Source organism: Roseovarius sp. (assembly GCF_965277045.1).
Taxonomy (GTDB): domain Bacteria; phylum Pseudomonadota; class Alphaproteobacteria; order Rhodobacterales; family Rhodobacteraceae; genus Roseovarius.
In genome coordinates, this window is the sequence record NZ_OZ255712.1 from 3,198,802 (window position 1) to 3,216,224 (window position 17,423).

Genomic DNA, 17,423 nt, shown 5'->3' on the forward strand with positions numbered 1-17,423 from the left:
CTCAGCGCTCCTTCAGCCGCACGGCGTTGTTGTAAATGTTCATCACCGCAGAGATCCCGAGGCTGATCAGCAGGTAGAACAACATCAGCAAGAGCACGCATTCGATGGCGCGGCCCGTCTGGTTCAGCGTGATCCCCCCCAGCGTGGCGGTGATGTCGGCATAGCCCACGGCAATCGCCAGCGAAGAGTTCTTGGTGATATTCAGATACTGCGAAATCAGCGGCGGGATGATGACCCTCAGCGCCTGCGGCAGGATTACGAGGTTCATGATCCGGCGCGGACGCAGGCCCAGGCTCGCTGCCGCCTCCGTTTGGCCCTTGCTGACCGCCAGGATACCGGCGCGCACATTCTCCGCGATAAAGGCGCCGGTATAGATCGACAGCGCGAACCACAGCGCGATCAGCGGTGCCCCGATCTGCAGGCCGCCGCGAAAGTTGAAGCCGCCCAGTTCCGGGAAATCCAAAGTGATCGGCTGCCCCATGATGAAGAACATCAGGATCGACGGCACGAAGAGGATCGCCAGCGACGGCCAGCCCATCGGCAACAGTTTCCCCGTGGCATAAAGCAGCTTCTTGGCATAGCGGCGATAGGCGAAGACCCCGATGACCGACAGGATGAACGTCACCACGACTACCATCGACCCCGGCCCCCAAACCGGCATCGGCACATAGACGCCACGGTTGGTGAAGGCGACCGACCCCAAGATCATCGACGCGTCCGGGTCGTCTCCGCGAAACGCGCTCGGCGCGGGCAGGACGGCGGTCATGATCGTGAAGATGATGATGATCCAGATCAGCACCGGCACGTTGCGGAACGCCTCGACATAGCCCGACATCAGCTTGCGGACGAGCCAGTTGTTCGACAGCCGCAGCACGCCCGCGATCACGCCGAAGATCGTCGCCGTGGCACAGGCCAGGAACGCCACCAATAGCGTGTTCAGGATACCGACGATGGCGGCGGTCAGGTGCGAACTTCGGCTGGTATACTCCACCAGCGTCTGGTTGATGTCGTACCCCGCCGGCTCACCCAGGAATTCGTAACTGATGTTCAGACCCGCAGCCCGCAGGTTGAGCACAAGGTTGTAGCCCAGGTAGGCGATGATCCCGATCAGCACCATCAGGGCGATGAACTGGAAGGTGTAGGAACGATAGCGTGTATCGTTCAACAGCATAGATGGTCGAAACGACTCCTGTTGAGGGTCGGTCATTATTGTCATCTGAAGTGTCCCCGTTGGCGGCCCGGATTATTGTGTGCGCTTTTGCGCGGTTGGGCCTGTCCCTGGTTATTATGTGCGAAGGGCGCGGAGTGATCCGCGCCCTTCGACTTGGTATCTTAGCGGAACGGCGGCGAGTACAGCAGGCCACCATCGGTCCACTGCGCGTTCAGACCGCGCGCCAGACCGATCGGCGTGGTCTCACCGATGTTCTTCTCGAAGAGCTCACCGTAGTTGCCACCGGCCGAGATGGCCTTCACGGCCCAGTCGGCCTCGAGGCCCAGCATCTCGCCGAGGTTGCCCTCGGTGCCGAGCAGGCGGTTGATCTCCGGGCTGTCGCCGGCGGTCGATGCCATGTCGGCGATGTTGGCGCTGGTGACGCCCAGTTCTTCGGCCGCGATCAGCGCGTTCAGGGTCCAGCGAACCACGTCGCCCCACTCGTTGTCACCGTGACGGACCAGCGGGCCCAGCGGCTCTTTCGAGACGATCTCGGGCAGCAGGACATGCTCCGACGGATTTTCGAACGCGGCGCGCGTTGCGGCCAGGCCCGAGGCGTCGGTGGTGTAAACGTCGCATGCGCCAGCCAGGTACTGCTGTTGCGCTTCGGCGTTGGTTTCGATCGGAACCGGCTCGTAGTTCATGCTGTTCTTGCGGAAATAGTCCGCCAGGTTCAGCTCGGTCGTGGTGCCGGTCTGGATGCAGACGGTCGCGCCGTCCAGATCCTTGGCCGAGGACACGCCCAGCGCTTTCGGAACCATGAAGCCCTGACCGTCGTAGTAGTTCACGCCGACGAATTCGAATTTCAGGTCGACATCGCGCGAGAAGGTCCAGGTGGTGTTCCGGGCCAGCATGTCGATTTCGCCCGACGCCAGCGCGGTAAAGCGCGTCTTGCCGGTGGTGGGCACGAATTCGACCGCTTGCGGATCCCCCAGCACGGCGGCGGCGACAGCACGGCAAACGCCGACGTCGAAGCCATCCCAGTTCCCGTTGGAATCCGGGGCGGCAAAGCCGACCAGGCCGGTGGTCACGCCGCAGTTCAGCGTGCCGCGTGCCTTGACATCGTCAAGCGTCGCGGCCGCAGCTGCGCCAGCCGTAAGGCCGGCTACCGTCAGCGCGCCTAGAAATACGGATTTTTTCATGTTTACCTCTTCCTGATGTATCCGCCCGATCGAGGGCGGTTTGGTCGGCCCAAGCGGACCGGAGCGATACTGTGAAAGGGGTTCCCCCCACGTCAGTGTGCATAAGTGTGAGTGGATTCATTCCTGAAGGTCAAGACCCGTGTCACGAAAAACGATGGTTTCAGGCCAATGCTTCCGTTTGGGAAACCGGTGTCTTTCTCTCTATTTCGTCGCCGCGCTCAGGGCGCTGAACCTCTTGGCATGAAGGAATTCCGCCCGTTTCACCGCTTCCACGGCGCGCGCCTCTTCGTCAATGCCCCATTGTTCTTCCTGCCAGCGCTCGTCGAGGCGCGACAGCTCCCACAGATCTTCGGCGGGGCGCGCATCCTCCAGCGCCGCAAGGCCGATGACCAGCGACCCCGACAACCCCACAAGATCGTGAAATGCCGTGAGGGTGAAATTGTCCATTGCGTGCACTTCTGCTGAAAATTGTGCCAGTGCGCCAGTCTCCTGCGGGCGGTGCATCACGCCCGCCACCGGAACCAACCGCGCCCCATAGCGCGCCTCCGCCCAGTCCAGCAGCGGATCCCACGCCTCCGCCTGCCGCTGGACAAGGCTGTCGGGGCTGTCCGCGCGATAGCACAGAAGGTCGGTATCGGCGTATCCCGCCAGCATGTCGGCCACCTCGGCATGCTGATGCCGTACCTTGTCGATGGCCGCGTTGGCCGAGCGCGTGACCGGCATCGTGCCGGGTTGGATCAGATCCTCCTGCGCGTCCCATTCGGCCGCGACCGCTTCGGCCAGCGGGCGCGTCGGCACGATCATCGCGGCCTTGGCCGGCGTCCTGACCGGCCGCCCGTCCAGCCGGATGCCATAGCCGCCCTCGTCTTCGACCACGGCGGCCTCTTTCCAGAACCGCTTGGCCTTCCACTCGCTCATGCAGCCGTCTCCCATATCTCTTGCAACAGGGGCGGCAGGTCGTCGAAACGCTCGATCACGTGCCGCGCCGCGCCTAGCGCTTCGCGCGGGTGATAACCCCAGCCGACCCCGATGCCCGCCACGCCCGCGGCGGCGGCCATCTCCATGTCAAAGCTCGTGTCGCCGATCATCACCGCCTGGTGCGGCTCCAGCCCGGTCTCGGACAACGCGGCGCGAATCATCGACGGGTGCGGTTTCGACGGGTGGTGGTCGCTGACCTGCTGGGTGATGAACATGCCTTCCAGCCCATGTCCCTCCAGCAGCTTGTCCAACCCCCGGCGCGACTTGCCCGTCGCCACGCCCAGCAGCGTATCGGGTTGCGCGGCGAGCGTCTCCAGAACCTCCCGCGCCCCGGGATAGAGCGGCGAGGATTCTGCCGCGCCGATCTTGGCCCGCAGGGCGATATACGCCTCCTTGTACCACTCAACCATGCGCGCGTGCATCGCTGCGTCCATGTCCGGCGCCAGCACGGTCATCGCCCGGTCCAGCGACAGGCCCACGATGGACAGAACCGCCTCGCGCGACGGCGGCTCAACGCTTGCCTGCGCGAAGGCGTGTGTCATCGCCGCCAGGATATCCGCCTGGCTGTCCACCAGCGTGCCGTCCACGTCGAAGATCACCAGCCGCAGCGCGCTCATCGCAGCGCCTCGAACGGATCTGCGGCGGCCAGGTCCGGCGTCCAGCCCAGCGTTTCGAAGGTGTTGGCCATGTGTTCGGGCAATTCCGCGTCGATCACCAAGGGCTTTTTCGTCACCGGATGCTCGAACGCCATGGTCCGCGCATGCAGGTGCAGCTTGTTCGAGATGATCCCGCCCAGCTTTGCCCCCCAGCCGTCGCCCAGGTTCTCCTGGCCCGACCCGCCATACTTGCCATCGCCCACGATCGGATGCCCGATCTCGGCCATATGCGCGCGCAACTGGTGGGTCCGGCCCGTGATCGGCTCCATTGCCACCCATGCGGCCCGGCTGGCAACCCGGTAGAGCGTGGCATATTGCGTGATAGCCCGCTTGGCGCCCTGGGTGCGGTCCACCTCGGCGGGATGGATGCAGACCATCTTCTCGCCCTCGCCGCGCGCGCCATGCCCCCCGGCCTTGACCAGCCCGTACTTGATCTCGCCCAGGTAGGGCGTCGGCACGCCGGCCACCACCGCCCAGTATATCTTGCGCGTCTCGCGGTGCCTAATCGCCTGCGTCATCGCCGCCGCCATCGCCCGCGTCCGCGCCAGGATCAGGACACCGGACGTGTCCTTGTCCAGCCGGTGCACCAGCCGCGGCGCCTCATCCATCCCGAACCGCAGCGCATCCATCATCCCATCCACGTGCCGGGTCAGCTTGCTGCCCCCCTGCACCGGCAGGCCCGGCGGCTTGTTCAGCGCGATGATGTGATCGTCTTTGTAGATCACCGCGTCCCGGATCATCTTCGCGTCGGCGTCCGAAATCTCTGTCCGCTGTTTCTCGACAGGCGCGCTTTCCACCTCGCCCGGCTCCGGCAGCGGCGGCACGCGCACCTGCTGGCCCTCTTCCAGCCGCTTGTTTGCCTTCACCCGCCCGCCATCGACGCGCAGCTCGCCCTTGCGGCACATCTTCTCGATCCGGCCCTGCGCCACGTGTGGAAACCGCCGCCGCAGCCAGCGGTCCAGCCTTTGGTCGCCCTCGCCGGGCTCGACCGTCAATGTCTGCACGCCGCTCATGCCCAGATCCCCCGCGCCAGCCAGACGCCCAGTGCCAGCCCGAGCACCGACAAGGCGACCGAGGCGACCACGTACAATGCCGCCGTCCCGACCGCACCGCGCTCGTACAAGGTGAACGCCTCCAGCGAAAAGGCCGAAAAGGTCGTGAATCCGCCCAGAACCCCCGCCATCAACAAGGGGTTCAACTGCGTCAAATCCTTTTCGAACGTATAGATCACCACCATCCCCATCACGAACGACCCCAGGATGTTCACCGGCAGCACCCCCAACGGAAAGCCGCCACTGACGTGACGCGCCAACGCCTGCCCCACGCCGAAGCGCAGCATCGAGCCTATGGCGCCGCCAAGGCCCACCTGGAGAAAGGTCATCCACATGGCCGCGTCTGTCGCCTCTGACCCCGGTTTTGTCAAGCTGGGCAGGCTTGCCTTGCATGCGCCGTGAACGACGCTACGCTGCGTCAACCCCAAGACCCGGAGCCCCCGATGCAAGACCCCGACAGCTTCCTGCGCCGCCTGTTCGACCGTGCCGTGGAAGTGGCCGACCCGATGCAAAGCCTCGCCGCGCACCTTCCACCCCGCCCCGAGGGGCGCCTCGTGGTGATCGGCGCCGGCAAGGCCAGCGCCCGCATGGCCGAGGCGGTCGAGGCCGCCTATGGTCCCTGCGAGGGGCTGGTGATCACCCGCTACGGCTATGCCCGTCCCTGCGAAGGCATCGAGATTGTCGAGGCCGCGCATCCCGTGCCGGATCAGGCCGGCGTCGACGCCACCCGTCGGATGCTGGCCCAGCTGGACACCTGCGGCGAAGGCGACACCGTTCTGGCGCTTATCTCCGGCGGCGGCTCCGCGCTCCTCTGTGCGCCCGCCGAGGGGATCACGCTCAACGAGAAACAGGCGCTGACCGACGCGCTGCTGGCCTCCGGCGCGCCCATCGGCGCCATCAACGGCATCCGCAAGCAGATCTCGGCGGTCAAGGGCGGCAAGCTCGCCGCCGCCGCCCACCCCGCCAAAATGGTCGCGCTTCTGATCTCCGACGTGCCCGGCGACAACCCGGGCGACATCGCCAGCGGCCCCACCGTGGGCGACACCGGCACACCGGCCCGCGCGCTGGAAGCCCTCGCGCGCTGGAACGTCACGCCATCGCCCTCTATCACCGACTACCTGAACGCGGGCGGCAACCCCCTGCCTCCCGACGACCCGCGCCTCGCGACCGTTGAAAACGTGATCTACGCCGCCCCCTCGCAATCACTGGCCGCCGCCGCCGAAATCGCCGAAGCGGAAGGCATCGAGGTGCAGATCCTCGGCGACGCGCTCGAAGGCGAGGCCCGCGACGTCGCCGCCGAACATGCCGACCTCGCTCGCAAGGCACAGGGCGACAAACCCGTCCTCCTCCTGTCGGGCGGCGAACTCACCGTCACCCGGCGCGGCAACGGCATCGGCGGGCCCAACGCCGAATACTGTCTCGCTCTCGCGCTCGCGCTTGACGGCGCGCCCGGCATCCACGCGCTGGCCTGCGACACCGACGGCGTCGACGGAGCCGCAGAGGTCGCAGGCGCGGTCATATCGCCCGACACCCTCAAGAAAGCCCCCGACGCCGCCGATGCGCTCGCCATCAACGACGCCCATGGCTTCTTCGGGCGCATCGGAGACCAGGTCGTGACCGGCCCCACGCTCACCAACGTGAACGACTTCCGCGCCATCCTCGTCCTGCCAGGGTCATGACCCTCCCGCCCGACCTCCCCGCGCAAATGACCGAATGGCGCCAAGCCTTCCACCGGATGCCGGAACTGGGCTTCGACCTGCCCCGCACCAGCGCCCGCGTCGCCGACCTGCTGCGCGGCTTCGGGCTGGAGGTCCACACCGGCATCGGCCGGTCCGGCGTCGTCGGTGTTCTGCAAAAGGGCAACGGCACGCGCACCATCGCCATTCGCGCCGACATGGACGCGCTGCCCATCACCGAGCAGACCGACACCGCCTACCGCTCGGAGATCCCCGGCCAGATGCACGCCTGCGGCCATGACGGCCACACCAGCATGGCGCTCGGCGCGGCAAAGACACTGGCCGAAGCGAGCGACCTCTCGGGCCGCATCGTCTTTCTCTTCCAGCCGAACGAGGAACATGGGCAAGGTGCTGCCGCCATGGTCGCCGATGGCGTGTTCGACCGTTTCGACGTCGACGCCGTCTATGGCATGCACAACATCCCCGGCATGCCGGTCGGCCACTTCGCCACCCGCACAGGTCCCATCACCGCCAGCGAGGCGCTCTTCGAGATCGCCGTCGAGGCCCGCGGCGGCCACGCCGCCCTGCCCCACATGGGGGCCGACGCCATCACCATCGGGGCGGAAATCGTCGGCGCGCTGCAAACCATCGTCTCGCGCAAGCTCGACCCGGCGCAGAACGGCGTCGTCTCGGTTACCGGGTTCGAAACCGACGGCAAGCGCAACGTCCTGCCCGGCCGCGCCACCCTCACCGGCGATGCCCGCGCCCTCACGCCCGAGGTGAACACCCGGATCGAAGCCGCCATGCGCCGCATCGTGGATGGCATCTGCGCCGCCCATGACGTCACGGGCACTGTCAGCTACGACACGATCTTCCGCCCCACGATCAACGCGCCCCAGCCCGTCACCACCGCCACCGCCGCCGCGCAGGCCATCGGCGCACCAATGGACAGCGCCTGCCCGCCGAAACTCTTTTCCGAGGATTTCGCCGAGATGGCCGCCACGCGCCCGGGCTGTTTCGTGCTGATGGGCAACGGTACCGAAGGGCCCCACGCCCGCCCGCTGCATTCGGCGGATTACGATTTCAACGATGACGCGCTGGCCCACGGCGCGGCCTTCTGGGTCGCCGTGGCGCAGGCCGAACTGGGCACCTGACCTACTCGGCGGCTTCTTCCGCCTCGGGCTTGCGCTCGAACGCCGTGCGTCCCACGCTGTCATAGGCGACAAAGCCGGCCCGCTTGGCGTCCTTGACCGAATAGATATTCCGCAGATCCGCCATCCGGGCCACATTCATCCGCCGCGCGATCCGCTTCAGGTCCAGCGCGCGGAACTCGTTCCATTCCGTCAGGATCACCACCAGGTCGGCATTGCCCACCGCCTTGTAGGCGTCTTCGACCCATTGCACGCCCGGGAGGCGCTCGGTGCCTTCGCGCTCGCCCTGCGGGTCGCAGATCCGCACCTTGGCCCCGCCGCCCACCAGCGCGGGCACGATGGTCAGCGACGGCGCCTCGCGCATGTCGTCGGTGTTGGGCTTGAACGTCGCCCCCAGCACCGCGATGGTCTTGCCGTTGAAGCTGCCCTCGCAAAGGTCCAGCAGCTTGTCGATCATCCTCCGCTTCATCTCTTCGTTGACGGAAATCACCGCCTCGGTGATGTGCAGCGGCACGCCGTATTCCTGCCCCGTCCGGGCCAGCGCGCGCGTGTCCTTGGGAAAACAACTGCCGCCATAGCCCGGGCCTGCGTGCAGGAACTTGTTGCCGATCCGCCCGTCCAGGCCCATGCCCCGGCTGACCTGCTTGACGTCCGCGCCGGTGCGCTCGCACAGCGCAGCGATCTCGTTGATGAAAGTGATCTTGGTCGCCAGAAAGGCATTCGCCGCGTACTTGATCATCTCGGCGCTTTCCAGGTCCGTGACCAGGATCGGAAACTCGCGCAGGTAAAGCGGGCGATAGATGTCCTCCATCACCTCCGCCGCGCGCTGCGACTGCACGCCCACGACCACGCGGTCGGGCTTCATGAAATCCTCGATCGCCGCGCCCTCGCGCAGGAACTCGGGGTTCGAGGCGACGTCGAACTCAAGGTCCGGGTTGGCCTTGCGCACCGCCTGTTTCACCTGCCGGTTGGTGCCCACGGGCACCGTCGACTTGGTGACGATGACGATGTAGTCGCGGGCCAGTTCCGCCACTTCCTGCGCCGCGGCCATGACATAGGTCAGGTCGGCATGGCCGTCCCCGCGCCGCGTCGGCGTGCCCACTGCAATGAATACCGCCTCGGCTCCGTCCAGCGCCTCTGGCAGGTCCTGGGTAAACGACAGCCGCCCGGCCTCGACGTTCTTCTGCATCAGGACATCCAGCCCGGGCTCGTAGATCGGCACCTCGCCGCGATTCAGCATCTCGACCTTGGCGGAGTCCTTGTCCACGCAGACAACGTCATGCCCGAAATCCGAGAAACACACCCCGGACACAAGCCCGACATAGCCGGTTCCAATCATCGCAATCTTCATCGGGTTTCGCCCCTGATCCGCCTGTCGCCCCCGGGCCCTTATGCGGCGGCGCCTCCCTGCCCGTCAACGCGCATCTGCGATGGCCGCGGGTCACTATGCGTTCTATGCCACAAACCGCTCAGCCGCCCTGCGAATGTTGGACAGAACGACGGCGCGCGGGTAAGAGGATGGTCACGAAAACGTCACGCGGCGAAAGGTGCGATTGCATGGCTGAAAAACTGTTCGGAACGGACGGCGTCCGGGGCGAGGCCAACACTTGGCCCATGACTGCCGAACTCGCGCTCCGGCTCGGCGCCGCCGCCGGGCGGCATTTCCGCCGCGACAACCAGGAACACCGCGTGGTGATCGGCAAGGACACCCGACTGTCGGGTTACATGATCGAATATGCCCTGACCGCCGGCTTCGCCTCGACCGGCATGGACGTGTTCCTGCTGGGCCCCGTGCCCACGCCCGCCGTGGGCTACCTCACGCATTCACTGCGCGCCGATGTGGGCGTGATGATCTCGGCCAGCCACAACCCGGCCAGCGACAACGGCATCAAGCTTTTCGGCCCCGACGGCTTCAAGCTGTCGGATGACTCCGAGGCCGGGATCGAGAAACTGCTGCAAGACGGCGCGCGCCTCGCCAAGCCGGAAAACATCGGCCGCGCCAAGCGGTTCGAGGATGCCCGCGGCCGTTATGTCGAGTATGCCAAGACGACCTTCCCCTATCGCGGCCGCCTCGAAGGGCTGCGCATCGTGGTCGACTGCGCCAATGGCGCGGCCTATAAGACCGCCCCCGCCGTCCTGTGGGAACTGGGCGCCGACGTGATCCCGATGGGAATCGAGCCAGACGGCACCAACATCAACTTTGAGTGCGGCTCCACCCATCCCGACGCCGCCGCGCGCAAGGTGCTGGAAACCCGCGCCGATCTCGGCATCTGCCTCGATGGCGATGCCGACCGCCTCGTGCTGATTGATGAGACCGGGCATATCGCCGACGGGGACCAGATCATGGCCCTCATCGCCACCCGCTGGGCCGCCGAAGGCCGGCTGAAGGGCGACGCGCTGGTCGCCACGGTCATGTCCAACCTCGGGCTGGAACGGCATCTGGAATCCAGGGGCATCGGCCTCAAGCGCACCAAGGTCGGCGACCGTTACGTGGTCGAGGAGATGCGCGCCGGCGGCCACAACCTGGGCGGCGAGCAATCGGGCCATATCGTCATGACCGACTACGCCACCACCGGCGACGGCCTGATCGGCGCGCTGCAATTCCTCGCCTCGATGGTGGAAACCGGCCAGAAGGCCAGCGAACTGGCGCGTGTCTTCACGCCGATCCCGCAAAAGCTGGTGAACGTCCGCTACCAGACCGGCCAGACCCCGCTCGAGGCCGACATGGTGCAACAGGCCATCGCCGACGGCGAGAAGAAGCTTGGCAGCGACGGTCGCCTGCTGATCCGCAAGTCAGGCACAGAGCCTCTGATCCGCGTCATGGGTGAGTCCGTGGATCCGGCATTGCTGGACACGGTGCTGGACGATGTGGTCGGCGCGGTGAAACAGGCGACCGTCTGACGCCCTCACCAAGCTGCCAATTTACGCCCCGCGCGGAATCAAGGCGCGGCCCTGCCGCGCCGCCGCGCATCTTCATGCGAGAAGCTTGCCTTTGGCATGACGCCGCCCCGTCACGCCAGAGGCGTGCCGACTATAGTTGGCGCACCTGTGGTGCGACAGCACGGCGATCTGGCTGGGCTGGGTGCCTCGATCGAAAGTCTAGCGGATCTGGCTGAAATAAAGTGCTAAAGAAAAGCACGTGGATCGCCATCCCGCGGCCCGTCGATCCACGGCCAGCCTCACCCCATCCGCCGCTGCGTCGTCGCCACATTGTCCACCGCGCCCTCCTCGATGACCACGCCAAAGAGCCGCTCCGCCTCCTCGACCGAGTACCGCCCCAGCCGTACATCCTCGGCCACCAGCGCCGGATCCCGCTGCATCGGGTCGCCATACCCGCCACCCCCGGGCGTCTTCACCCGCACCCGGTCGCCGGGACCCAGCGGAATGTCCTGCTCCTTCGACAGGTGCACCGGCCTGTAGGGGACGTCACCCCGCCACACCGTCACCTCGTTGGGCGCGCCGTCGCCGCCGCCCATCGCGCCCTGCGGCCCGTACCGCCCGTGATCCATCACGAAGCTCGCCTTGGCCTGCCCGCGCCGCAACTCCAGCTCGTAATCAAGGCCAAACCCGCCGCGCATCCGGCCAGCCCCGCCCGACCCTTCGCGCAGTGCATAACGGTGGTAAAGCACCGGAAAGGCCTGTTCCATGATCTCCACCGGCGGCGCCTTGGAAATCCCGATGGTCGAGCACCCGTTGGTGATCCCGTCGCCTTCGGCCCAGCCGCCGTAACCGCCGCCCGACAGCTGGTACATCACGAAATCGCGCCCCTTCGCCGGATCATGCCCGCCCAGCGCAAAGTTTCCGCTGGTTCCCGCCGGGGCCGCCGTCACCCGGTCGGGCAACGCCTGCACCAGCGCGGCGAACACCGCCTCCGCGATCCGCTGGCTGACCTCGGCGGCACAGCCCGACACCGGGCGCGGGTATTGCGCATCCAGGAACGTGCCTTCGATGCCCACCACCTCCAGCGGCTCGAACGCCCCCGCGCTGATCGGCACGTCGGGAAAGACGTGTCGCATCGCCAGGTAGACCGAGCTCAGCGTCGTCGCCCGGACCGAGTTCATCGGTCCCAGGCACGGCGGCGCCGACCCGGCGAAATCGAACACCAGCCGCTCTGCCTCGCGCGTGACGGTCAGCCTTATCGCCAGAGGCGCATCGACAACCCCATCGCTGTCGATCCACGCAACGGCCTCGTACGCGCCGTCCGGTATCTCCCTTATGAACCGCCGCATCTGCTGCGCCGCACGGGTCCGCAACTCCGCAATCGCGCCCTCCACCACGTCATCGCCATAGCGGTCCATCAGCGCGCCCAGCCGATCCGCCCCCAGGTCCAGCGCGGCGGCCTGCGCCCGCACGTCGCCAATCCTCTGGTCCGCCACCCGGATGTTGGAACAGATGATGCTGTAGATCTCCGCATCCATCCGCCCCCGCTTGAACAGCTTCACCGGCGGCAGGCGCAGCCCCTCCTGTTCCACCGCCGTCGCACTGGCCGAAAACCCACCAGGCACCGCACCCCCGGTGTCAGGCCAATGCCCGGTATTCGACAGCCAGCAGAACAGCCGCTCGCCCCGATAGAAGGGCCGCGCAAAGCGCACATCCATCAGATGCGTGCCGCCAAGATACGGATCGTTGACGATATAGATGTCTCCCGGCTCCGGCGCGCCCACGCGGCCCTCCCCGATCATCTCGATCAGGGTCGCCGTGGAATACTGCATCGTGCCGACGAAAACCGGCAGGCCGCCCGCGCCCTGCGCGATCAGCGCGCCATCGGCGGCGGCGTATATCCCGTCCGAACGGTCATTCGCCTCGGCGATCACCGGCGAAAACGCGGCGCGTGAAAACGCCAGGTCCATTTCGTCGCAGACCTGCTGCAACCCGGCCTGGATCACCGAAAGCGTGATCGGATCCATCGTCATGGCGCGTCTCCCACCGCGATCAGGATATTGCCATGCGCATCCCCTGTCGCCACGCAACCCGGCTCGATCAGCACCGTGGTGTCCATCTGCGCCACGATCCCCGGCCCTTCCAGCCGGAACTCCAGCGGCAGGTGGTCGCGCCAATAGACCGGCGTCTCGAACCAGCCGTCCTCGAACCGCACCCGACGCGCCCCGGTCTGCGCCTCCGCAAGCGTCGCCTTGCGTCCCGCCGGGTCCACCAACACCGACAAGTCCAGCGGCGCCCGTTCCCCGACGACCGAGCAATTGGCATTGACCACCTGCGCCCGGATCTCGGGCAACCTGACCTTGAAGCGCGCGAAATAGACATCCTCGAACAGCGCCTGCAGCTCCTCCGGCGTCACGTCCGGCCGTTCCAGCGGCACGCGCAACAGGTGGGTCTGCCCGACAAACTGCATGTCCACGCTGTAGACATGCCGCACCCCGGTCATCGCCACGCGCTCGCGGTCCAGCATCGCCTTGCCCGCCGCCGCCTGCTCTGCGAACACCCCGGCCAGCTCGCCCGCCTCCAGCGCATGGACAGGCCGGTTCACCGTCTGCACGAAATCATGCCGCAGGTCCGCCACCACGCAGCCCAGCGCATTGGTGATCCCGGGCCGGGCCGGCACCAGCACGCGCGGCACGCCCAGCTCCCGCGCCAGCGCGCAGGCATGCAGCGGCCCCGCCCCGCCAAAGGCGAACAGCGCGAAATCGCGCGGATCGGCCCCCAGCGACAGCGACACCATGCGAATGGCCCCCGCCATCTTGGTGTTCGCCATGCGGATCACCGCCAGCGCCGCGTCGGTCACGTCCAGCCCCAGCGGTTCGGCCAGGTCCCGGGCAAAGGCATGCGCTACGTCGCCTGCCGCGACAGCGCCGGTCCTGGCCAGCCTGGCCGCGTCCAGCCGCCCCAGGATCAGGTTCGCGTCCGAAATCGTCGGCCGCGTCCCGCCCCGTCCGTAACAGATCGGTCCCGGATCGGCCCCGGCGCTTTCCGGCCCCACATCCAGCAGCCCCGCCGCATTGACCCGCGCAATCGAGCCGCCACCGGCCCCCACCGTGCGCACATCCACCATCGGCACGTGGATCGGCATCGCGTACTCGATCTCGATCTCGTGCGACACCGGCGGCTCCGCCCCCCGGATCAGCGCCACGTCGGTCGAGGTGCCGCCCATGTCATAGGTGATCAGGTTGACCAGCCCCGCCTGCCGCCCGGTATAGGCCGCCGCCATCACGCCCGAGGCGGGCCCCGACATCACCGTCTTCGCCGCCTCCCGCGCCACCAGCCGGGCCGAAACCATGCCGCCGTTGCCGTTCATCACCAGCACGTCGCGGCCATAGCCACCTTCCGAAAGGCTGTCGGTCAGGCGCTTCAGGTATCGGTCCAGAATGGGCTGCACGCTCGCGTTCACCGCCGCCGTGACGCCCCGCTCGTACTCGCGGCTTTCCTGCAGGATCGCATGGCCCAGCGTGATGTGATCGTTGGGCCAGGCCTCGGCCACGAGCTCACCGGCACGCCGCTCGTGGTCCGGGTTGGCATAGGCGTGCAGGAAATGCACCACCACCGCCTCGCATCCCTCGGCCAGCAGATGCGCCGCGGCGGCGCGCACCGCGTCCTCGTCCAGCGGCACCACCACGTCTCCTGCGGCAACCACCCGTTCCGGCACCTCGATCCGCAGGTCGCGCGGGATGATCGGCGTGAACGTCCCGGTCATGCCATAGGCCTGCGGCCGCGTCCGCCGCCCCAGCTCCAGCACGTCGCGGAAGCCCTGCGTCGTGATCAGCCCGGTCCGGCTCAGCTTGCGTTCCAGCACCGCATTCGTCGTCGTGGTGGTGCCGTGCACAATGAGGTCGATCGCCGCCAGCTCCGTCTCTGCGGCCTCCAGCGCATGCATCACGCCCGACGCCTGGTTCTCCACCGTGGTCGGCACCTTCGCCAGCCTGACCCGCCCGGTGGCCGGGTCCAGCTCTACCAGGTCGGTAAAGGTTCCACCCACGTCGATCCCCACGATCGTGCCCGTCTGCCGGTCTGCCATCGTCGTCCCTTGCCTGCACCCTGATGGACCGTCCGCGAGGGGTCGGCAAAAGTCAATCTCGGGGAGAGTCCCCGCATCTTTCCCCGAACAAATCGTCACGGTTTTTCATCAACCTGTGCTAATGGAACCTCCGGCAGAGGCGCAAACAGCCTCACCACGGAAAGAGGACACTGAAATGCTTAGCGAATTCAAAGACTTCATCGCCCGCGGCAACGTCATGGACATGGCCGTCGGCATCATCATCGGGGCGGCCTTCACCGCCATCGTCTCCTCGATGGTGGCCGACCTGATCAACCCGATCATCGGTCTCTTCACCGGTGGGCTCGATTTCACCAACAACTATGTCGTCCTGTCGGGCGACGTGGCCGAGGGCGCCTCGCTCGACGCCGCGCGCGAGGCCGGCGCCGCCGTCTTCGCCTGGGGCGCCTTCGTCATGGCAGTGATCAACTTCCTGATCATCGCCTTCGTCGTGTTCATGCTGGTGCGCTACGTGAACAAGGTAAAGGACGCCGCCTTCAAGAAGAAGGAAGAAGCCCCCGAAGCGGCCCCCGGCCCCAACGAGATCGACCTCCTGATCGAGATCCGCGACGCCCTCAAGGCACGGTAAGGCCCCGCACACCTGTCAGGCGGGCCCGATCCGAGGGGCCCGCCTGCTGCCTGCGTCCGCGCGTCGGCACCGCGCCGCTCCCTGCGCGAATCCCTCTGGTCATTGCGATCAACCGGCCTATGCTCCGCCGCAGAGTATCTCGTTCCAGGTTGCGCAAATGTACGACCTTATCGGGGCCAACGCCCCTGTCATCGCGCTTGTCATCCTCGCGCTTCTCTTCGTCGCCTTCACGCTTGAAAAATACCCGCCCGAAGTGACCGCCACCGGGGCGGCCGCGCTCTTCATCATCCTCGGGCTCGTGCCCACGGACGAGGTGATGGATGTCTTTTCCAGCTCCGCCCCCATCACCATCGCCGCCATGTTCGTGGTGTCGGGCGCATTGGTCCGCACCGGCGTTCTGGACGCCATCGCCGGGCTGGTCATAGGCCGCGCCAGGGACCGGCCGCTTCTGGCCATCGGCATCTTCATCTTCGCCACCATCGCCGCCTCGGCCTTCATCAACAACACACCCGTCGTGCTGGTGCTGATCCCGGTGGTCATGCGCCTTGCCGGCAGCCTGAACATCGCCGCCACGCGCCTGCTGATTCCGCTCTCCTATGCCGCGGTACTGGGCGGCACCTGCACGCTGATCGGCACCTCGACCAACCTGCTGGTCGACGGCGTCGCGCGCGAGGCCGGGCTGGAGCCCTTCTCGATCTTCGAGATCGCCCCTGTCGGCATCACCGTCGCCATCGTCGGCGGCGCCGCGATGGTGCTCTTGGGGCGCTTCCTGCTCCCCGACCGGCGTTCGAACACCGAAGAGGCCGAAACATCGGAAACCGCCTTCCTGTCCGAGGTCACGGTCCTCGCGGACTCCCCAATGATCGGGATGCGCCTGTCCGAGGTCGCCGCCTTCCAGCGCAACAGCATCCGCGTCACCGGCCTGCGCCGCGGCAGCCAGATCGAGCGGCGCGACCTGGCCGAACAGGTTATCGCCCGTGGCGATGCGGTCGTCCTTCTGGCCCCCACGTCCGAGATCCTGACCTTCTCCGAAACGCCCGGCCTGCGCGTCGGCCTGCGCCGCACGGTCGAGCTTGACCCCGAGGCCGATATCCGCGTGGCCGAGGCCATCGTCACCCCTTCGCGCCGCAGCACCGGCGTCCGCATCGCCGATCTTGCGCTGGGGCGCCGGGCCGGCATGCGCGTTCTGGGCGCGTTCAGGGCCGGGCACATCGCCGGGGCCGACCTGTCCGGCGTGCGCCTGCGCCCCGCCGACAAGCTCCTGCTCGAAGGCACCTCCGAAGGGTTCGAGGAATTGCGCAAGTCCGGCGATGTCGTCTCGGTCAGCGAACCGGGCGGGCGGGCGTTCCGCCGCAAGCAGGCCCCGGTCGCGATCCTGACGCTTCTGGGCATCGTCGGCCTTGCGGCCTTCGACATCATGCCCATCGGCATCCTCGCCCTCGTTGGCGTCGCCGCCATCCTGGTGCTGCGCTGCATCGACAGCGACGAGGCGTGGTCCTCCATCGATGGCTCGATCCTGGTGCTGATCTTCGCCATGCTGATCGTCGGCGCGGGACTGGAACATACCGGCGCGGTCGAACTGCTGGTCGCCGCGCTCACGCCATGGCTCAAGGGCTTGCCACCCTTCCTGACGCTGCTGGCCATCTACGCGGTCGGCTCGATCCTGACGGAGGTGGTCACCAACAACGCCGTCGCCGTCATCTTCACGCCCATCGTCGTGGCGCTGGCCAGCCAGCTGGGCGTCGATCCCCGCGCCTTCGTCGTCGCGGTCATGTTCTCGGCCAGCGCCAGCTTCGCCACGCCCATCGGGTACCAGACCAACACGCTGGTCTATGGCGCGGGCAACTACCGCTTCACCGATTTTCTCAAGGTCGGCGTGCCGATGAACATCATCGTCGGTGTGACCGCGACACTGGCGATCAGCATCTTCTTTCCGCTCTGACGCAAACGTCTGGGGACCCAAGAAAAGGGGGCCGCCCCGGCG

Annotated in this window: 14 protein-coding genes; 5 read left to right on the forward strand and 9 right to left on the reverse strand. The window is 66.9% G+C overall.

Features of this window, described 5'->3' with window-relative positions:
- Position 1: 1 nt before the first annotated feature.
- From ACQY4V_RS16020 to crcB, 6 genes are all read right to left on the reverse strand, one after another.
- Complete coding sequence (locus ACQY4V_RS16020) at positions 2-1,216, reverse strand: amino acid ABC transporter permease (protein WP_428513346.1); 1,215 nt, start codon at positions 1,214-1,216, stop codon at positions 2-4.
- Positions 1,217-1,332: 116 nt separating this feature from the next.
- Positions 1,333-2,352 carry an amino acid ABC transporter substrate-binding protein gene (locus ACQY4V_RS16025; RefSeq protein WP_428513348.1) on the reverse strand — a complete coding sequence of 340 codons (1,020 nt, stop codon included), beginning with the start codon at positions 2,350-2,352 and terminating at the stop codon, positions 1,333-1,335.
- Between the two features lie 201 nt (positions 2,353-2,553).
- Positions 2,554-3,270 (reverse strand): ATP12 family chaperone protein, encoded by a 717-nt coding sequence (locus ACQY4V_RS16030; protein ID WP_428513350.1) that lies wholly within the window; start codon positions 3,268-3,270, stop codon positions 2,554-2,556.
- Complete coding sequence (locus ACQY4V_RS16035) at positions 3,267-3,947, reverse strand: HAD-IA family hydrolase (RefSeq protein ID WP_428513352.1); 681 nt, start codon at positions 3,945-3,947, stop codon at positions 3,267-3,269. The genes ACQY4V_RS16030 and ACQY4V_RS16035 overlap by 4 nt, the downstream gene beginning before the upstream one ends.
- Positions 3,944-4,999, reverse strand: a complete 1,056-nt coding sequence (locus ACQY4V_RS16040) for an RluA family pseudouridine synthase (RefSeq protein ID WP_428513354.1) — start codon at positions 4,997-4,999, stop codon at positions 3,944-3,946. The genes ACQY4V_RS16035 and ACQY4V_RS16040 overlap by 4 nt, the downstream gene beginning before the upstream one ends.
- Positions 4,996-5,373, reverse strand: coding sequence for a fluoride efflux transporter CrcB (crcB, locus tag ACQY4V_RS16045; RefSeq protein WP_428513356.1), 378 nt, complete (start codon positions 5,371-5,373; stop codon positions 4,996-4,998). The genes ACQY4V_RS16040 and crcB overlap by 4 nt, the downstream gene beginning before the upstream one ends.
- A gap of 108 nt (positions 5,374-5,481) precedes the next feature.
- Here crcB and ACQY4V_RS16050 point away from each other — a divergent pair, with 108 nt between their 5' ends.
- Together ACQY4V_RS16050 and ACQY4V_RS16055 are read left to right on the forward strand one after the other, a co-directional pair.
- On the forward strand, positions 5,482-6,717 hold the full coding sequence (locus ACQY4V_RS16050; protein WP_428513358.1) for a glycerate kinase type-2 family protein: 1,236 nt from the start codon (positions 5,482-5,484) through the stop codon (positions 6,715-6,717).
- The gene (locus tag ACQY4V_RS16055) at positions 6,714-7,868 is read left to right on the forward strand and encodes an amidohydrolase (protein WP_428513360.1); all 1,155 of its coding nucleotides are present in this window, start codon (positions 6,714-6,716) and stop codon (positions 7,866-7,868) included. The genes ACQY4V_RS16050 and ACQY4V_RS16055 overlap by 4 nt, the downstream gene beginning before the upstream one ends.
- Before the next feature lies 1 nt (position 7,869).
- Here ACQY4V_RS16055 and ACQY4V_RS16060 read toward each other — a convergent pair whose 3' ends face one another.
- A complete protein-coding gene (locus ACQY4V_RS16060; RefSeq protein WP_428513361.1) occupies positions 7,870-9,216 on the reverse strand; it encodes a UDP-glucose dehydrogenase family protein in 1,347 nt (448 codons plus the stop codon).
- 206 nt (positions 9,217-9,422) lie between these two features.
- Here ACQY4V_RS16060 and glmM point away from each other — a divergent pair, with 206 nt between their 5' ends.
- Positions 9,423-10,766: a phosphoglucosamine mutase gene (glmM, locus tag ACQY4V_RS16065; RefSeq protein WP_428513363.1), complete on the forward strand. Its 1,344-nt coding sequence runs from the start codon at positions 9,423-9,425 to the stop codon at positions 10,764-10,766.
- Positions 10,767-11,044: 278 nt separating this feature from the next.
- On the opposite strand, the gene ACQY4V_RS16070 is transcribed toward glmM, so the two are convergent.
- Positions 11,045-12,778: a hydantoinase B/oxoprolinase family protein gene (locus ACQY4V_RS16070; protein WP_428513365.1), complete on the reverse strand. Its 1,734-nt coding sequence runs from the start codon at positions 12,776-12,778 to the stop codon at positions 11,045-11,047.
- Entirely contained in the window at positions 12,775-14,832 is a 2,058-nt protein-coding gene (locus ACQY4V_RS16075) for a hydantoinase/oxoprolinase family protein (protein ID WP_428513367.1), read from the reverse strand. The genes ACQY4V_RS16070 and ACQY4V_RS16075 overlap by 4 nt, the downstream gene beginning before the upstream one ends.
- Positions 14,833-15,007: 175 nt before the next feature.
- On the opposite strand from ACQY4V_RS16075, the gene mscL reads away from it, so the two are divergent.
- On the forward strand, positions 15,008-15,439 hold the full coding sequence (mscL, locus tag ACQY4V_RS16080) for a large conductance mechanosensitive channel protein MscL (RefSeq protein ID WP_428513369.1): 432 nt from the start codon (positions 15,008-15,010) through the stop codon (positions 15,437-15,439).
- Positions 15,440-15,596: 157 nt separating this feature from the next.
- Positions 15,597-17,381 carry an SLC13 family permease gene (locus tag ACQY4V_RS16085; protein ID WP_428513371.1) on the forward strand — a complete coding sequence of 595 codons (1,785 nt, stop codon included), beginning with the start codon at positions 15,597-15,599 and terminating at the stop codon, positions 17,379-17,381.
- Positions 17,382-17,423 lie beyond the last annotated feature (42 nt).